Source organism: Novosphingobium terrae (assembly GCF_017163935.1).
Lineage (GTDB): Bacteria > Pseudomonadota > Alphaproteobacteria > Sphingomonadales > Sphingomonadaceae > Novosphingobium > Novosphingobium terrae.
In genome coordinates this window covers 3,664,119-3,680,169 of sequence record NZ_JABVZR010000001.1, presented here as the reverse complement: position 1 = coordinate 3,680,169, position 16,051 = coordinate 3,664,119, and the positions used below count along the sequence as shown (strand labels likewise).

11 protein-coding genes are annotated in these 16,051 nt (G+C 65.2%); 7 read left to right on the top strand and 4 right to left on the bottom strand.

Translation table 11 applies throughout. From position 1 onward, the window contains the following. The first annotated feature begins 390 nt into the window (after positions 1 to 390). The 4 genes from HGK27_RS16450 to HGK27_RS16435 all read left to right on the top strand — a co-directional run bounded on the left by HGK27_RS16450 (position 391) and on the right by HGK27_RS16435 (position 7,880). On the top strand, positions 391 to 3,630 hold the full coding sequence (locus tag HGK27_RS16450) for an efflux RND transporter permease subunit (RefSeq protein WP_206241935.1): 3,240 nt from the start codon (positions 391 to 393) through the stop codon (positions 3,628 to 3,630). Beyond that, entirely contained in the window at positions 3,623 to 4,798 is a 1,176-nt protein-coding gene (locus tag HGK27_RS16445) for an efflux RND transporter periplasmic adaptor subunit (RefSeq protein WP_206241934.1), read from the top strand. Before HGK27_RS16450 ends, HGK27_RS16445 begins: the two co-directional genes overlap by 8 nt. Then, positions 4,791 to 6,203 (top strand): efflux transporter outer membrane subunit, encoded by a 1,413-nt coding sequence (locus HGK27_RS16440; RefSeq protein ID WP_206241933.1) that lies wholly within the window; start codon positions 4,791 to 4,793, stop codon positions 6,201 to 6,203. Before HGK27_RS16445 ends, HGK27_RS16440 begins: the two co-directional genes overlap by 8 nt. Before the next feature lie 135 nt (positions 6,204 to 6,338). Next, entirely contained in the window at positions 6,339 to 7,880 is a 1,542-nt protein-coding gene (locus HGK27_RS16435) for an MDR family MFS transporter (protein WP_241127239.1), read from the top strand. A 203-nt stretch (positions 7,881 to 8,083) separates the two neighbouring features. On the opposite strand, the gene HGK27_RS16430 is transcribed toward HGK27_RS16435, so the two are convergent. The 3 genes from HGK27_RS16430 to HGK27_RS16420 all read right to left on the bottom strand — a co-directional run bounded on the left by HGK27_RS16430 (position 8,084) and on the right by HGK27_RS16420 (position 11,906). Beyond that, positions 8,084 to 8,470: a DUF3806 domain-containing protein gene (locus HGK27_RS16430; protein WP_206241932.1), complete on the bottom strand. Its 387-nt coding sequence runs from the start codon at positions 8,468 to 8,470 to the stop codon at positions 8,084 to 8,086. 326 nt (positions 8,471 to 8,796) lie between these two features. Continuing rightward, a complete protein-coding gene (locus HGK27_RS16425) occupies positions 8,797 to 11,160 on the bottom strand; it encodes a TonB-dependent receptor (RefSeq protein WP_206243298.1) in 2,364 nt (787 codons plus the stop codon). Between the two features lie 365 nt (positions 11,161 to 11,525). After that, a complete protein-coding gene (locus HGK27_RS16420; protein WP_206241931.1) occupies positions 11,526 to 11,906 on the bottom strand; it encodes a DUF4440 domain-containing protein in 381 nt (126 codons plus the stop codon). Between the two features lie 69 nt (positions 11,907 to 11,975). Between HGK27_RS16420 and HGK27_RS16415 the strand changes: the two genes are divergently transcribed. From HGK27_RS16415 to HGK27_RS16405, 3 genes are all read left to right on the top strand, one after another. Continuing rightward, the gene (locus HGK27_RS16415; RefSeq protein WP_206241930.1) at positions 11,976 to 12,554 is read left to right on the top strand and encodes a hypothetical protein; all 579 of its coding nucleotides are present in this window, start codon (positions 11,976 to 11,978) and stop codon (positions 12,552 to 12,554) included. A 97-nt stretch (positions 12,555 to 12,651) separates the two neighbouring features. Beyond that, positions 12,652 to 13,749, top strand: coding sequence for an FUSC family protein (locus HGK27_RS16410; protein WP_206241928.1), 1,098 nt, complete (start codon positions 12,652 to 12,654; stop codon positions 13,747 to 13,749). Positions 13,750 to 13,839: 90 nt separating this feature from the next. Then, complete coding sequence (locus HGK27_RS16405) at positions 13,840 to 14,337, top strand: RrF2 family transcriptional regulator (RefSeq protein ID WP_206241926.1); 498 nt, start codon at positions 13,840 to 13,842, stop codon at positions 14,335 to 14,337. Positions 14,338 to 14,370: 33 nt separating this feature from the next. Here the strand turns inward: HGK27_RS16405 and HGK27_RS16400 are convergent, their stop codons facing one another. Next, positions 14,371 to 16,029 carry an alkaline phosphatase D family protein gene (locus tag HGK27_RS16400; protein WP_206241925.1) on the bottom strand — a complete coding sequence of 553 codons (1,659 nt, stop codon included), beginning with the start codon at positions 16,027 to 16,029 and terminating at the stop codon, positions 14,371 to 14,373. Between the last annotated feature and the right edge of the window lie 22 nt (positions 16,030 to 16,051).

Here is a 16,051-nt window from a genome sequence, read left to right as displayed (position 1 = left end):
ACAATCGTTGTGCTCAGCCTCTCCACCTGCGCACCCGAAGGCGCCGCAGGCAGGAGAGGCCGATGTACCCCTCTCATTATGGAATTGCCTGCGGCGCTTACGCTTACGCCGGGGCGCCACGCCTGCCCATCACACCACGCCGGCGTCGGGAGACGTTAAGGGGTGCAGGGGTGTAACACCCCTGCGTCTTCCCTTTTCTGCCTTGCTTTTCCGACCCTTCGCATTGTCGCTGGCTCGGGGCGCTCCAACTTAAATTTAATTAAGTTGTTCGCACCTGCACAAGAGCGCAGATGCATCGGCACCCCCTCGGCGCGTCGGGCTTCGTCCCCCTCCCATCCCCCCCGGGCCCGGCGCGCCAACCCTCGATTGTTTAACGAGAGAGCGCCTTTCATGCTGCAACTCGTCAAGATCGCATTGCTCAGGCCGCTCACCTTCGTGGTGATGGCGATTCTGATCGTGCTGTTCGGCTCCATTGCCTGGGTCAAAACCCCGACCGACATTTTCCCCGACATCAAGGTGCCGGTGATCGCCGCCGTGTGGACCTACACCGGCCTGTCTCCCAAGGACATGTCGGGCCGTATCATCTACAATTACGAGCGTCAGCTGACCGCCACGGTCAATGACATCGAGCATATGGAAAGCTCCTCGTACAACGGCATCGGCGTGGTGAAGATCTACTTCCGCCCTGGCGTGGACATCCGCACCGCCACCGCGCAGGTCACCTCGACCTCGCAGACGGTGCTGAAGCAGATGCCGGCGGGCATCACCCCGCCGCTGATCCTGAACTACAGCGCCTCGACCGTGCCGATCCTCCAGATCGCGCTGTCTTCGGGCGTTTTGTCGGAACAGCAGCTGTTCGATCTTGGCCAGAACACCATCCGTTCCTCGCTGGCGACAGTGCAGGGTGCGGCTTTGCCGTCGCCTTATGGTGGCCGGGTGCGTCAGATCCAGATCGATCTCGATCCGCAGGCGCTTCAGGCCCGCCATCTCTCGCCCGCAGATGTGGGCGCGGCGCTGGCCTCGCAGAACCAGATCATTCCGGCTGGTACGGCGCGCATCGGCACCTATGAGTACAACGTCAATCTGAACAACGCCCCCGAGGCGATTGACTCGCTCAACAACCTGCCGATCAAGACCGTGGACGGTGCCACCGTGATGATGCGCGACGTGGCCAATGTGCATGACGGCTCGCCTCCGCAGCAGAACGAAGTGCGCGTGAACGGCAAGCGTTCGGTGCTGATGACGCTGCTCAAGGCGGGTTCCGCCTCGACCATCGACATCGTCGACGGCACCAAGGCGATGCTCGACCGGCTCAAGCCCTCGCTGCCCGATGGCGTGAACATCGATCTGCTGTCCGACCAGTCGCTCTTCGTGAAGGCGGCCATCTCGGGCGTGGTGCGTGAAGGTGTGATTGCTGCGGCGCTCACCTCGCTGATGATCCTGCTGTTCCTGGGCTCCTGGCGCTCGACGGTGATCATCGCCACCTCGATCCCGCTGGCCATTCTCGCTGCCGTCTGCGGCCTGTCGCTGACGGGCGAGACGCTTAACATCATGACGCTGGGCGGTCTGGCGCTGGCAGTCGGCATCCTTGTCGATGACGCCACCGTGACCATCGAGAATATCAACTGGCACCTTGAACACGGCAAGCAGGTGCAGGACGCCATCATGGATGGCGCCAAGCAGATCGTGCAGCCGGCCTTCGTCTCGCTGCTCTGCATCTGCATCGCCTTCGTGCCGATGTTCTTCCTGGATGGCGTGGCGGGCTTCCTCTTCGCGCCCATGGCCAAGGCCGTGGTCTTCGCGATGATCGCCAGCTTCGTGCTCAGCCGCACGCTGGTGCCCACCATGGGCAACTGGCTGCTGCGCGCCCATGCCGGGCCGCACACCCATGAGCATATGGCCACCCATGACGCCACCGCCGGTGAACCCAACACGCGCAACCCCTTCAAGCGCTTCCAGCATGGCTTTGAAAAGCGCTTTGAAGGTGTGCGCCGGGTCTATGTCGGCATTCTCACGCTGGCGCTGGACAACCGCAAGCGCTTCGTGATCGGTTTCATGAGCGTGGTGCTGATCAGCTTTGCGCTGGTGCCGTTCCTGGGCCGCAACTTCTTCCCCACCGTGGACTCTGGCCAGATCAGCATCCACGTCCGCGCGCCCACCGGCACGCGTCTGGAAGAGACCGCCGCCCTGTTCGACCATATCGAGCAGCGCATCCGCCACACCGTGCCCGAAGAGCAGACCGCCTCGGTGGTCGACAACATCGGCATGACCGTGTCGGGCATCAACATGGCCTATTCGAACAATGGCGGCATCGGCTCTCAGGATGGCGACATTCTGATCACGCTGAAGGAAGACCACAAGCCGACGGCACAGTATGTCGAAGCCCTGCGCAAGGATCTGCCTCAGCAGTTCCCCGGCACCAACTTCGCCTTCCTGCCCGCCGACATCGTCAGCCAGATCCTGAACTTCGGTGCTCCGGCTCCCATCGACGTGGTCGTCTCGGGCAAGGACAATGCCGCGAACGAGACCTATGCCAATGAGATCGCCGCGCGCATGAAGCATATCGGCGGCATCGCCGACGTGCGCCTGCAGCAGCCGAGCAACTATCCCGAGCTGAAGGTCAATGTGGACCGCTTCCAGGCCAACCGCATCGGCATCACCGAGAATGACGTGACCAAGTCGCTGTCGGTGAACCTTGCGGGCAGCTCGCAGGTGGCGCCCACCTTCTGGCTGAACCCCAAGACCGGCATCTCCTACCCGATCGTGGTGCAGGCGCCGCAATATGCCAATGACTCGATTTCGGCGCTGAACAATGTGCCCGTCACCGGTGTCGGCACCTTCCAGACGCTGAACAATGTCAGCAACATCCATCGCGGCCTGACCGCGGCGCTGATCACCCACTATTCGATCAGCCCGGCGATCGACGTCTATGCCACCACCCAGGGCCGTGACCTTGGCGCCGTGGCGGCGGGCATCCAGCAGATCCTCAAGGATACGCACAAGGATCTGCCCAAGGGTTCGATGGTGGTGCTGCGCGGTCAGGTGCAGACGATGAACTCTGCCTTCTCGGGCCTGATCCTGGGTCTGGCTGGCGCCATCGTGCTGATCTACCTGCTGATCGTGGTCAACTTCCAGAGCTGGGCGGACCCGGCGGTGATCGTCTCGGCGCTCCCTGCGGCTCTGGCCGGCATCGTCTGGATGCTGTTCGCCACGGGCACCACGCTGTCGGTGCCTGCGCTCACCGGTGCGATCATGTGCATGGGCGTGGCCACGGCCAACTCGGTGCTGGTGGTCAGCTTCGCCCGTGAACGTCTGGCCATCGTCGGAGACGCCTACAAGGCCGCGATGGAAGCAGGTGCCACCCGCTTCCGCCCGGTGATCATGACGGCGCTCGCCATGATCATCGGCATGGGCCCCATGGCCCTGGGTCTGGGCGACGGCGGCGAGCAGAACGCGCCGCTGGGCCGCGCGGTGATCGGCGGCCTGATCTTCGCCACCACCGCCACGCTGATCTTCGTCCCCGTGGTCTTTGCCATGGTCCACCGTCACGTGAAGGCGGGCACCTCGCAGCCTGCCGAAACCCACCCCCCTGTTGCCGCCCATGAAGCCGCGGAGCCCGTCCATGTCTGAACACAATGAATCCGATGCCCTGCTCTCCGGCCATGTGGCTCCCCCCAGGGGGCTGGCCAAGATCGGGCTGATCGCCGGCGGTGTGGCCGTGCTGGTGGTGGCCTGGGGGCTGTTCAGCCGCAACCATGCCGACGTCAACGCCCAGAGCTTCGCCGATGAGCAGTCCGTGCCCACCGTCCATCTGGTGGCGCCGGGCAAGGCGGGCACCTCCACCCAGCTGGTGCTGCCCGGCACGATGCAGGCCTGGACCTCGGCGCGCATCTTCCCCCGCGTCTCCGGCTATGTCCGCTCGTGGGACAAGGACATCGGCTCGCAGGTCGGGGCCGGCACGCCGCTCGGCTACATCGACACGCCCGAACTCGATCAGCAGATCATTCAGGCCCGCGCCACGCTGCAGCGCACCAAGGCCGAGGCCTCGCTGGCCAAGTCCACCGCCGCGCGCTGGAACGACCTGCTGACCTCCAACTCGGTCTCGCATCAGGAGGCGGACGAAAAGAACGCCGGTGCCGCCACTGCCACGGCCACCGTGGCCGAGGCTCAGGCCAATCTGGGCCGTCTGCTGGCGATGAAGTCCTATGCCACGGTGCGCGCGCCCTTCGCGGGCGTGGTCACGCTGCGTCAGTCGGACATCGGCGATCTGGTGGGCCCCGGCACCACCAACCCGCAGCCGATGTTCGCCGTGGCCGATGAACACCGCATGCGCATCTATGTGAACGTGCCTCAGCAATATTCGGCGCAGATCCATGCCGGCCTCACCGCTGGCCTGACCGTGCCCGAAGCGCCGGGTCAGGTGATGCATGCCACCGTGCTGGCGCAGGCCAACGCCATCAGCCAGCAGAGCGGCGCGCTTCAGGTGCAGCTGGAAATCGACAATCCGCAGCATCTGCTCAAGACCGGCGGCTATGCCCAGGTCAGCTTCAACCTGCCGGTGCAGGTGGGTCTGGTGACGGTGCCGTCTTCCGCGCTGGTGCTGCGTGGCGGCGGGACGCGCGTGGGCACGGTGACGCCCGATGGCCATGTCCGCCTGATCCCCGTCACGGTGGGCCGCGATATGGGCGCCACGGTGCAGATCACCTCGGGCCTCTCGCCCGATGCCAAGATCATCAACGATCCGGCGGACTCCATCGCGGATGGCCAGAAGGTGCAGATCGGGGGCAGCCATGGCTAAGCGCCTCCTTGCCGGGCTGGCCCTGCTGGCGGCCACGTCGCTGGGCGCCTGTTCGCAGGTGCCCGCCTATCATCCGCCTGTCGCCCCCAATCCCCCCGCCTTCCGCGAGGGCGGGCCGTGGAGCATGGCCACCCCTTCCAGCCTGAGCGAAGCCGGGCATTGGTGGGAAGGCTTCGGCGATCCGGTGCTCAACGAGCTGGAAGGCCGCATCGAGAAGGACAGCCCGACGCTCGCCGCCGCGCTGGCCCGTCGCGATCAGGCCACTGCCGCGCTGCGCGGGGCGCGCGCCGATCTGTTCCCCCAGCTCAATGCCAACAGCAATCTGACCTACGACCGCCAGTCGCAGGATCGCCCGCTGCGCAGCCTGAATCAGGAAAACATCTACGGCAACAACACGCTGGGCGGCACGGCCAGTTACGAGCTGGACCTGTGGGGCCGGGTGCGCGCCGAAGTGGCGGCGGGCCGGGCCAATGCGCTGGCCAGCCAGGATGATGTCGCCGCCGTTCGCCTGAGCCTTCAGGCCGATCTGGCCGCCTATTACATCACCCTGCGCGGGCTGGACCGTGAGGCCGATCTGCTGGTCCACACCGTGGCGGCCTATCAGCAGGCCGATGACGTCACCCAGCATCGCTTCAAGGGCGGCATCGCCACCGGCATCGAGACCGGCCAGTCCGGCGCTCAGCTGGCGGATGCTCAGGCGCAGCTGGCCGATGTGCAGGCCTCGCGCGCCAAGGTCGAGCATGCCATCGCCACGCTGGTGGGCGCGCCCGCTTCGGAGCTGACTCTGGCCGCCAGCATCACGCCGCTCAATGCCTTGAGCGCCGATGTCGGGCTGCCCTCCACGCTGCTGCAACGCCGCCCGGACATCGCCGCTGCCGAGCGCCGCATGTTCGCGGCCAATGAAGGCATCGGCCAGGCGCGCGCCGCGGCCTTCCCGCAGATCAGCCTGCTGGGCGGCGGCGGCACCAATTCGACGGTGCTCTCGGGTCTGGGGTCGGCGCCCAACCTGTTCTGGGCGCTGGGCCCCTCGATCAGCCTGCCGCTCTTCGATGGCGGGCGGATCAAGGCGGGCGTCGCCAGGGCGCGGGCGCAGTGGAATGAATCCACCGCCACCTACCGCCTGACGGTGCTGACCGCCTTCCAGCAGGTGGAGGACAGCCTGTCTGACCTGCATCATCTGGGCGATGAGGATGCTGCCGAGCATCGCGCCGTCGCCAATGCCGAGCAGGCCGCCCAGCTGTCGATGAACCGCTACAACAAGGGCGCTTCGAGCTATCTCGATGTCGTCACCGCCCAGACCACCGAGCTGACCGCCCGTCGCAAGGCGCTTCAGGTCGAGACCGCGCGCCTGCGTGCGGGTGTGGCGCTGGTGCGGGCCCTTGGCGGCGGCTGGCAGAAGGCCTAGGAGACAAGCACAATATCAGCGCGGCGCTGGCTTTTTCGCCACCCCCGGCAGGGCGCGGGAGAGAGCCAGCGCCGCGCATCCGGCCTTTGCGGACATGCCTGACCGGGCGTTGCCGCCCCCTTTCAGGAGTCGCCTGTGAGCACCGATCTGCCCCGTCCGCCCAGCCTTGTCTCCGGCACCGGAGACGGGCTGACGGGCGGGGCCGCGGCGGCGGTGGGCGCTCCGCCCTGCCGCGACGAGGCCGATGCGCCCCCGGCGGCGGCTGTCAGCGAGGCGCCGGTGCGGGTGGTGGGCTATCGCACCATGGCGATCATCATCGCCAGCGCGCTGTTCATGGAATTCCTCGACGCAACGGTGCTCTCCACCGCGCTGCCGACCATGGCGCGCGATTTTCATGTCCGCGCGCCCGATATGAGCGTGGCGCTCACCTCCTATCTGCTGGCGCTGGCGATCTTCATCCCCGCCTCAGGCCGTCTGGCTGACCGGTTCGGCGCGCGCACCGTGTTCCGCACCGCGATCATGCTGTTCATGGCGGGCAGCGTGGGTTGCGGCCTTGCTCCCACGCTGGAGGCCATGGTGGCGGCGCGCTTCGTGCAGGGGCTGGGCGGGGCGATGATGATCCCGGTGGGGCGGCTGGTGCTGCTGCGCTCGGTGGACAAGGCTGATATGGTCGATGCCATGAGCTGGCTGATGGCCCCGGCGATGATCGGGCCCATCCTCGGCCCTCCGCTGGGCGGCCTGATCGTGACATGGCTCGATTGGCGCTGGATCTTCTACATCAACCTGCCGATGGCCGTGCTGGCGGTGTGGCTGGTGGGCCGCTACATCCCCGATATCCGTGACGATGTGGACGATCCCTTCGACTGGCTGGGCTTTGCGCTCAGCGGCATTGCGCTGGGCTGCCTGCTGTTCGGCTGCGAATTTGTCAGCCGCTCGGGGCAGGCATGGCTGGCGGTGCTGTTGCTGGCGCTGGGCACGGCGACGGGCACGGCCTATCTGCGCCATGCTCAGGGCAATCCGGCGGCGATCCTCGATCTGACCCTGCTCAAGGATGAGACCTTCCGCCTGTCGGTGATCGCGGGGGCCATCACGCGGGTGACTCAGGGCGCTCAGCCTTTCCTGCTGCCGCTGATGATGCAGCTGTCTTTCGGCTTTTCCGCCGCGCGCAGCGGCACGATTACCGTGGCCACCGCCTGCGGATCGCTGGCGATGAAGAGCATGGCGCCCGGCCTGCTGCGGCGCTTCGGCTTCCGTCAGGCGCTGGTGTGGAACGGGGTGATCGCCACCTGCGGCTATGCCATCTGCGGGCTGTTTTCTTCCGGCTGGTCCGATTGGGCGATGTTCGGAGTGCTGGTGGTGTGCGGCATGTCGATGTCGTTCCAGTTCACGGCCTACAACACCATCGCCTATGCGGGGATCGAGAAGGACGCCATGAGCCGCGCGACGGCTTTCTATGCCACCTTCCAGCAGCTGATGCTGTCTCTGGGCATTTGCGCCGGGGCGATGGCGCTGCATGGGGCGATGCTGATCGACGGCCATGCCCGCCCCTTGCAGAGCGATTTCTCGGCGGCCTTCTGGGTGGTCTGCACCGTCTCGCTGACGGCGACGATCTGGAATTTGCGTTTCGCCCCCGATGCCGGGGATGAGATCAGCGGGCACGGGTTGGTGCGGGATTGAGAGGCTAGGGCAGACGTGCCTCCGGCGGGCAAAGGGGCCCAAGCGTGCGCTTGCCGCACGCGACAAGCTAGGGCGCCCTTTGCAATCCCTTTCATGTCTGCGTTGCGCTTCGGGTTCGGCGTTAGAGGTAGGGCGCGATGTGGCAGCGATGATAAGCCGCTTCGTGGAGCTGAAACGGCGGGAATGTTAGGGGGGAGCGGACGTCAGGCAGCGTGCTGACCAAGCTGGCGCAGACGGTCAATTGTGCTGTCACGCAATTCAGCCAAATCCCATTGCTCGCCATCTTCAAGTCGATTTTTAATCATGGATAACGGAGCGCATCCCAAATCCCGTCCTCTGACTTGTAAGCTGATTTCATCGCCATATCGAGCATCTAGAAGCATGCTCCATTCCAGCCAATCTTCGGATAGGAAGGACATTCCAAACAGAAATCCAAGAAGTTTAGTGGCATGGTCGCTTCTATCTGCGGTGCTGGATAGAAGGTTGTCATAGGCTTGCTGGATCGGACAGCCTGTAAAAAACTGCCTCGCAGCATCTATCGTGTTGGCAACATCAGTTGCTTCCAAATCGCTGAGAGGGCGATAAGCCATAAATGCATAACCTCAGATCGCACCGCTATTGCAGTGGTTCTGCATCTCGTAACGGCAGTGCTCTACATCCACAATGTTGTCGTGTCCGGAAAGGGAGCTTGCAAAAGAGCTTCCCGCGAAGCGGCCTGAAAATCCTCGCTGCCTTCAAATGCTCCGCTGAACTCAAAGCGCAAGGCGGACATGAAAGGGATTGCAAAGGGCGCCCTAGCTTGTCGCGTGCGACAAGCGCACGCTTGGGGCCCTTTGCCCGCCGGAGGCTTTCCCTTCCAACCTTCCGTCTGCTCAACGCCAACAAGGCGCCCGCCTTTCAGCAGGCGCCTTCATCCTCAATACTCAGCCGAGATGCTGACCTGCCAGGTCCGCGGCGAAAGCGGACGGAACGACCCATCCCCCGTGGCCGCGGTGGAGACGAAAGCCAGCGTGTCCTTGTTGAACACATTGTCGATGTTGAAGCGCGCCTTCACCGTCTTGAGCGGCCCCAGATGCCAGCCATCGCCGATGTCCACATAGGCGTTCCACACGGTGTAGGCGGGCACATTCGAGCCCGGCGTGTTGTCCAGCGTGGACCAGCGGCCCGAGGTGTATTTGCCGCTGAAATTGGCCACCAGCCAGCTGGCCGGTTCCACCGTGATGCCGCCATTGACCAGCCATGTCGCGCTGTCGGGCAGGACCTTGCCCTTGGTGGCATAGAGGATCGCCGTGCCGTTCATCACATTGTCCAGCGCGCGGGCGTGGTTGTAGGTGGCCGACAGGTTGAAATAGGCCAGCCCATGCAGGAAGCCGGGCTTGTAGGTGCCCGAGAGTTCCGCGCCGTAGGCCTCCACCCGGCCGACATTGGTGTAGAAGGTTTCCGTCGCGCCCGATGAGCCCGCAAGGAAGGTGGTGATCGACTGGATGCGGTTCTTGTACTTGGTGTAGTAGGTCGCCAGCGAGGCGTAGAGTTCCTTCTGCCGCGTGCGAATGCCGAATTCGACATTCTGCGAGCGTTCCGGGGCCGGGGCGGGGACCACGCCGCTGCTGCTGGCCAAAGTCACCGAGAAGATGTCGTCGATCCCCTTGGGCTCGGCCATGTTCTCGGCATAGGAGGCGAAGAGCTGGGTGCGGTTGTCGATCTTGTAGAGCGCGCCGACCAGCGGCAGGAACAGATCGTTGTAGTTCACCTGATTGGACTGGGGGCCATAGCCCGCCACCGCCACACCGTTCACCACGCGGTAGTAATCGGCATAGTCGCGGTAGCCGCGCTGGACATAGTCGATGTTCAGGCCCTTGAAGCCTGCCGTCAGCTCAAGCTTGCCCAGATCGATGCGGTCATTGAGGAAGATCTGGGTGGTGTTGCGGTCGGCGCGATAGTCGCGGCGGTAGAACACCGTCTGGCTCAGATCGGGATCGCTGGCAGGCGAGCCGTCGGTGGTGTTGTAGCGCGCCTGAGTGCGGTGGTAATGCTCCACCTCGCCCCAGATGCCGGCCTCGATATGGTTGATGCCCGCGTCCCAATGCAGCGTGCTGGTGATGCCATAGCGGTTCCCGCCCACGCCCGACTTGCCATATTGCGTGCCCTTGGGGGCGACGACATTCAGCCCGGCGGCCTTCTCACTGGTGTAGATCGAGAGGCTGTTGGCGTAGCTATCTGGCGAGACGCCGTAGCCTGCCTTGTGCTCCCAATAGCCGGTGCTTTCCAGATAGACGCCCTGCGCAATGCCAAGATGCACCGTGCCGCCATAGAGCCGGTCATTGCGCACATTGATCGCCAGCGGGGCGGTGTAGGTGTAGTTGGTGTTCGAATAGGGCACGCCCGCCACGCTGGGGGCGAAGCCCGGCGTGGTGTTGGGCGGCGTGTCGATATAGCCGCGATAGCGCCCGGTCTTGCCGCCCAGATCGGGCGTGGTGGAGGTGTATTGCGCGCGGGTCAGCGTGGGCGAGTCATTGTCGTGGAAGTCGTTGGAGACGAATTTCAGCCGCGCCCAGCTGTCACCGCCAAGGTCCGCATGGAGCTGCGCTTCCCAATGGGTGCGGTGCACGCCGCCCGCGCCGCGCCACAGATCGCTGTCCAGCTTGGTGCGGCTGACATAGGCGCTGATCGGCCCCAGCTGCCCGGTGGAGGCGCGGATAAAGTTGCGGCGCAGGTTGAACTGGCCCAGCGCCTCGGAGACGAAAAGGCCCGCCTTCTTCTGCGGCGCAATCGAGTTGTACCGCACCACCGGCCCCAGCGAGGAATAGCTGGGCACCGAGACATCGCCAGCGCCAGCCGAAGCCACCACCGAGCCGAGGTTCTCATTGTCCACGTAACGGAACACCGGGCTGCCGCCGAAGGGATCGCTGCGCCCGGTGGGAATGCCATCCACCACAAAGCCGATCTGGTCGAGGTTGTAGGCGCGCACCTGCACGCTGTTGCCGAATTCATAGAGGCCGAGCGAGCCGTCGGTCTGCACGTTGAAGCCGGGCAGCTGCTCCAGCATCTTCAGGCCCGAGACACCGGCGGGGGCCGAGAGCAGTGCCTGCCGCGTGATGGCGACGGTGTTGGTCACCTGATCCTCGCCGATGCTCTGCGAGGCTTCGGACAGGCGGCGGCCGGTGACGACCACCACATTGCCATCGTCGTTCTCGGGGGGCTTGGTTTCGGTGGTGGCGGGCGCCGTGGGCGCCGCATCGCGGGCGTTATCGCGCGCAAGGGCCGTGCCGCTGATGGCCATCAGCACGGCCAGCGTCAGCAGGCTTGTGGCGCTGCTGTGCGCGATGGAATGGAATCTCATGTCATGTCCCCTGTCGATGCCCGCCGCGTGTGAGCGCGGCAGCGGTCCCTTGATTCGGCCTTCGTCATCGCTGTGGCGGCCATCCGTCCTTGCTGGGCAAGTGACGTGCCGCGCCTCCCTGATGTTGTGCTTAGCGCAGGAAGGCTCGGGGAAATGATTGGAGTTTCAAATACGCTTATTGGCGTAATTCAATCAGGATTTTCAGAGACTTGTCAGAAATTAGTATAAAAATACTATAGTAATTGACGGGAGGGGTGTCCCGGTCTTTGCGTAGATTGCCGGGCCGTGAAAGATTGTGTGGCGGTTTAGCCAAGCGTCAGAAAGAGTTCGGCCTCGATCACCCATTCGCCTGCCACCTGCCGCCATTTGGCGGTGTAATCGCCATGGGTGACCTGCTCTGCGGTGGTGCCGCTCCAGGTGCCATGCTCAAACGCGATGGGTTCGGCGCTGGAGGCGACGATCCGCTCGGGCTTGCGCAGATAGATGGTGCGGGGCCTGGCGGCGAATTCGCGCTTCCACGCCGTCAGCTGCGCCTTGCGACCGGCCAGCACGGCGCTGTCGGTGCCGGTCACCAGCTGCGCATTCAGCGCCAGCAGAGGCCCGATGGCCGCCAGATCGCCCTGAGCGAGCGCATGGTTGAAGGCAGCGCGGCGCAGGCGGATGGCAAGATCGGCATCGCTGGACATGGGCATGGGCTTTCGGCGGGAGGACAGGGGCCTCCCTTTGGCGTCAGGCGGGGCATCAGGGCAAGGGCGATGATCGAAGCGCTCCGACTGTTGCGCACAGTGCAAACCACGCGGCGCTTTTCGCTGGGCGTGAGAACCGGTGGCGGCTTCGCGCGTTTCCTCCCGACCATGGATCATCTCTATATCGTTGAAATCGGCGGCACGCGGCAGGACTGCCTGTTCGAGAGCCATCTCGTCCATGCGCTGGTCGCCCCGGACGAGCGCAGCATGATCGAGCGCTGCCGCGAGACCTTCACCCATCAGCTTCAGGCCGCCCATATCGATGGCTGGGTCGCCTTGCCGGTGGAGCGGGACGATCCCTTCCAGCCGCTGCCGACCCTGCAATGCTATCTGGTTGAACTGGGGCGCAATTCCACGGCTTTTCTGCGCGAACAGCATGATTACCGCTTTGTCGCCGCCAGCGACGGGCGCGAGGCCATCACCCAGATCCGCGCCGAAATGCCGGGCTGGCATGTCGATACGGTGGTCAACATCGACCGGCTGGCGCTCGATCGCGGCTGGCGGCTGAGGCGCGATGGGCCCGATGGCCTGCCGCAGCGGCATCAGGTGGCGCGCTATCTGCGCTTCGACCGCATGACTGCGCCATAGTGTTTGCGTCGCGCGACGAGTCGTTTGCTTTCTTCACGCTTGGCACCATTTCGGGCTAGGGATAGGGGGCGCGCCTCTTGACCTCACTGGACTTGCGATGCCTGCTTTGAACGCCGCCTTTTTCGCCCAGCCACGCTTGCGCAATGCCGCCACTCAGGCGCTGCGCGTGATGGTGGCCTGCGCCGTGGCCTATGGCCTCTCGCATGCGCTGGGTTTGCAGCAGGGCTATTGGTCGGTCTTCACCGTGCTGGTGGTGATGCAGGCCTCCACCGGGGCGACGGCGGGCGCGGCGATGGACCGGCTGCTGGCCACGGTGGCGGGCGCACTGCTGGGCGCGGTGGCGGTGCTGGTCACCCCGCATGAGCCGCTGCCCATCGGCATTGCGCTGGTGATTGCCACGGGGGCGGGGGCCTTTGTCGCCGGTTTGCAGCCGCGTCTGAAGATTGCCGCGCTGACCGCTTCCATTGTGATCCTCACCCGCCCGATGATGACGCCGGTGGGTGAATTCGTGCTCAACCGCATTGCCGAAATCCTGCTGGGCGGGGTGATCGGCGTGGGCGTCAGCCTGCTGGTGCTGCCGCGCCGCCCGCATCGCGTGCTGCAGGGGCGGCTGGCGGGCGTGGCCGAGGCGATGGTGCCGGTGCTCGAAGGTCAGGCCGGGGCGCTGGAAAGCGGCAAGGGCTTTTCCTCCAGCGCGGCGACGATTGCCCTGCGTCAGGCGCTGGTCGGTGCAGAAACTCTGCTGGCCGAGGTGAAGCAGGAACGCTCGCTGCGGCTGGCGCGCGGCGAGCTGTCCGATGCGGTGCCGCGCACGCTCTGGCGCATCCGCAACGATATCGCGCAGATCGGCCGCGTGCTGGAAGCGCCCTTCCCACTCGATGCGCTGGGCGGCGTGGGGCAGGAGGGCGCCCATGTGCTGAGGCAGGAGGCGCTCTTCGTGGCCAGCTGCGCGAAGGCGATGCGCGATGGCGTGGTGGGGGCCTGGCCCGAAGCGCAGCAGGCGCTCGATGCCTTTGACGCCGCTTTTGCCGAGGTGCGCCAGACCGAGGCGGCGCGGCAGATCGATTTTGACGATATCGGGCGGCTTTTCGGCCTGTCAAACCTGCTGCATCGGCTGCGTCAGGATATGGGCGATCTGGCCGAACGTCTGGGCGAAGCCGCCCGTGGCGAAAGCGAGGAAACCCCCGAAAGCTGATCCCGCCCTTGCGGGCGCGCCACGCTGCGCGACCGCTTGCTTTGCCCTGCGAAACCGCCTATGGCGCGCAAAGAACGGAGGCGGGCTTTCATGCTATCGCAGCAATCGCGCTATGCATTGAAGGCGCTGATCTATCTGGCAGGCAAGGATGGGAGCAAGCCCTATCCCAGCGCGGAAATCGCCGCGGGTGCCAACATTCCTCGCAAATTTCTCGAAGCGATTTTGCTCGATCTGAAGCTGGCGGGCATCGTTCACAGCACGCGCGGCAAGGCGGGCGGCTATGTGCTGGCGCGCCCCGCCGAGCAGATCAGCTTTACCGAGGTGATGCGGGTGACGGACGGGCCGCTGGCGCTGGTCCATTGCGCCAGCCAGAAGTTCTACCGCCGCTGCCTCGACTGCACCGATGAGGCTGCCTGCGCCCTGCGCCGCATCATGATCGAGGCACGCACGCAGCTGGCCGCCGTGCTGGATCACCGCACGCTGGCCGATGCGGCGGGTCTGGTCGATATTCTGGCCGGGGCTGACGCGCCGGGCGACGATCTCGACATCGATCAGGCGCTGGACAAGGTTCGCCCGGCTTCGGCCTGAGCCTTTGCCCCGGTTCGCACCGGGGCGCCTGTCTCAAGCTTTATGCATCCCCGGATGGCCGCGCTCGACAGCAAAGCTGGCATAGGTGGAGAGCGTGCCGCCCGGTGACGACACGCGGTCGATCACTTTCAGATCGGCGTGGAACAGATCGCGCCCCATATCGCACAGCACATAGCCGCGCCGGTCGATGGTGGCCTTCAGCACCGGATTGTCCGCCAGCTGCTGCGGCGTGTTCAATTCCCCCATGCCATCGTCGCCCGAAGAGACCGAGGTGCCGAGAAATTCGGTGGTGATCACCTTGCCGGGCTTGGCGCGCCAGTCGGTTTGGGGGGCACCCTCATCCTGCACCACATCCCCCGCATAATGGCGATGCGCGTCGCCACTGACGGTGACGACATTGCCGGGGCAGGCCTTGTCGATATGGGCCAGCAGACGGCGGCGGCTGTGCATATAGCCCGACCAGCGGTCCATATTGAACCCCTTCGCGCCACCGCCCGCGCGGCCCACCAGATGCATCAGCATCACCTGATGCGCGATCAGGTTCCAGCGCGTGCCAGACTTGGCGAGGCCGTTGAACAGCCATTGCTCCTGAGCATCGCCCATCATGGTGCGTGCGGGATCATAGGCGGCGGGGGTCATCGGGGCCAGCTTGTCGCCGCCGGGCAGTTTTTCGGCCTCGCCGATCTGGTCGGAGCGGTATTGGCGCGTGTCCAGCACGAAGGCGTTCATGAGGTCGCCGTAACGCGCGCCGCGATACATCTGCATATGGCTGCCATCGGGCATGGCGGCGCGGCGCAGCGGCATATGCTCATAGTAAGCCTGAAAGGCGGCGGCGCGGCGGTAGAGGAAGACCTCCGGAGGCGTGCCGTCCTGATCCCAGCGGTCGGCCCAGTCATTGTCGATCTCGTGATCGTCCAGACTCATCCAGAAGGGGGCGGCGGCATGGGCGGCCTGCAGGTGCGGGTCGGTCTTGTACTGGGCGTAGCGCTGGCGATAATCGTCGAGCGAATAGGGTTCGTCATTGTTGTGCTTGCGGGCGCGGGGGAAGGGGTTGCCCTGAATGGTCAGGGTTTCCGCGCCCTTTTCGTTGGTTTCGTAGATGTAGTCGCCATAGTGGAAGACGAAATCCACCGGCTCCTGCGCGATATGGGCCCATGCGGTGTAATGGCCATGCTCGTAATGCTGGCAGCCCGCGACGGCAAAGCGCAGGCGGTCCACCCGCGCGCCGGGCAGCGGCAGGGTGCGACTGCGGCCCGCGGCGCTGACCTGCCCCGCGATGCGGAAGCGGTAGAACCACACGCGATCCGGCGAGAGGCCGCCCACCTCGACATGCACGCTATGGCCCAGTTCGGGGGAGGCGAGCGCCTCACCCTTGGCGATGATGGTGGCGAAGGCTTCGTCGGGCGCCACCTCCCAGCTCACCACCATAGGTGCGCGCGGCATGCCGTAATGCTGCTCGGCGGGGCGGGGGCACAGGCGGGTCCAGATCACGAAACCGTCAGGCGCGGGATCGCCCGAGGCCACGCCCAGCGCGAAGGGATAATCGGTGAAGCGCGGATTGGCCTCTATGTTGCGCGGCCATGGGGTGGCCGCCAGCAAGGGCCAGCCCGAAGCCAGCGCGCCCGCTCCGATCCCGCTTTTCGCCATCAGCGCCATCAATGCGCGCCTGTCGAGGAAGGGGATCTGGGCCATGGGACTGTCTCTCAAAATAAGG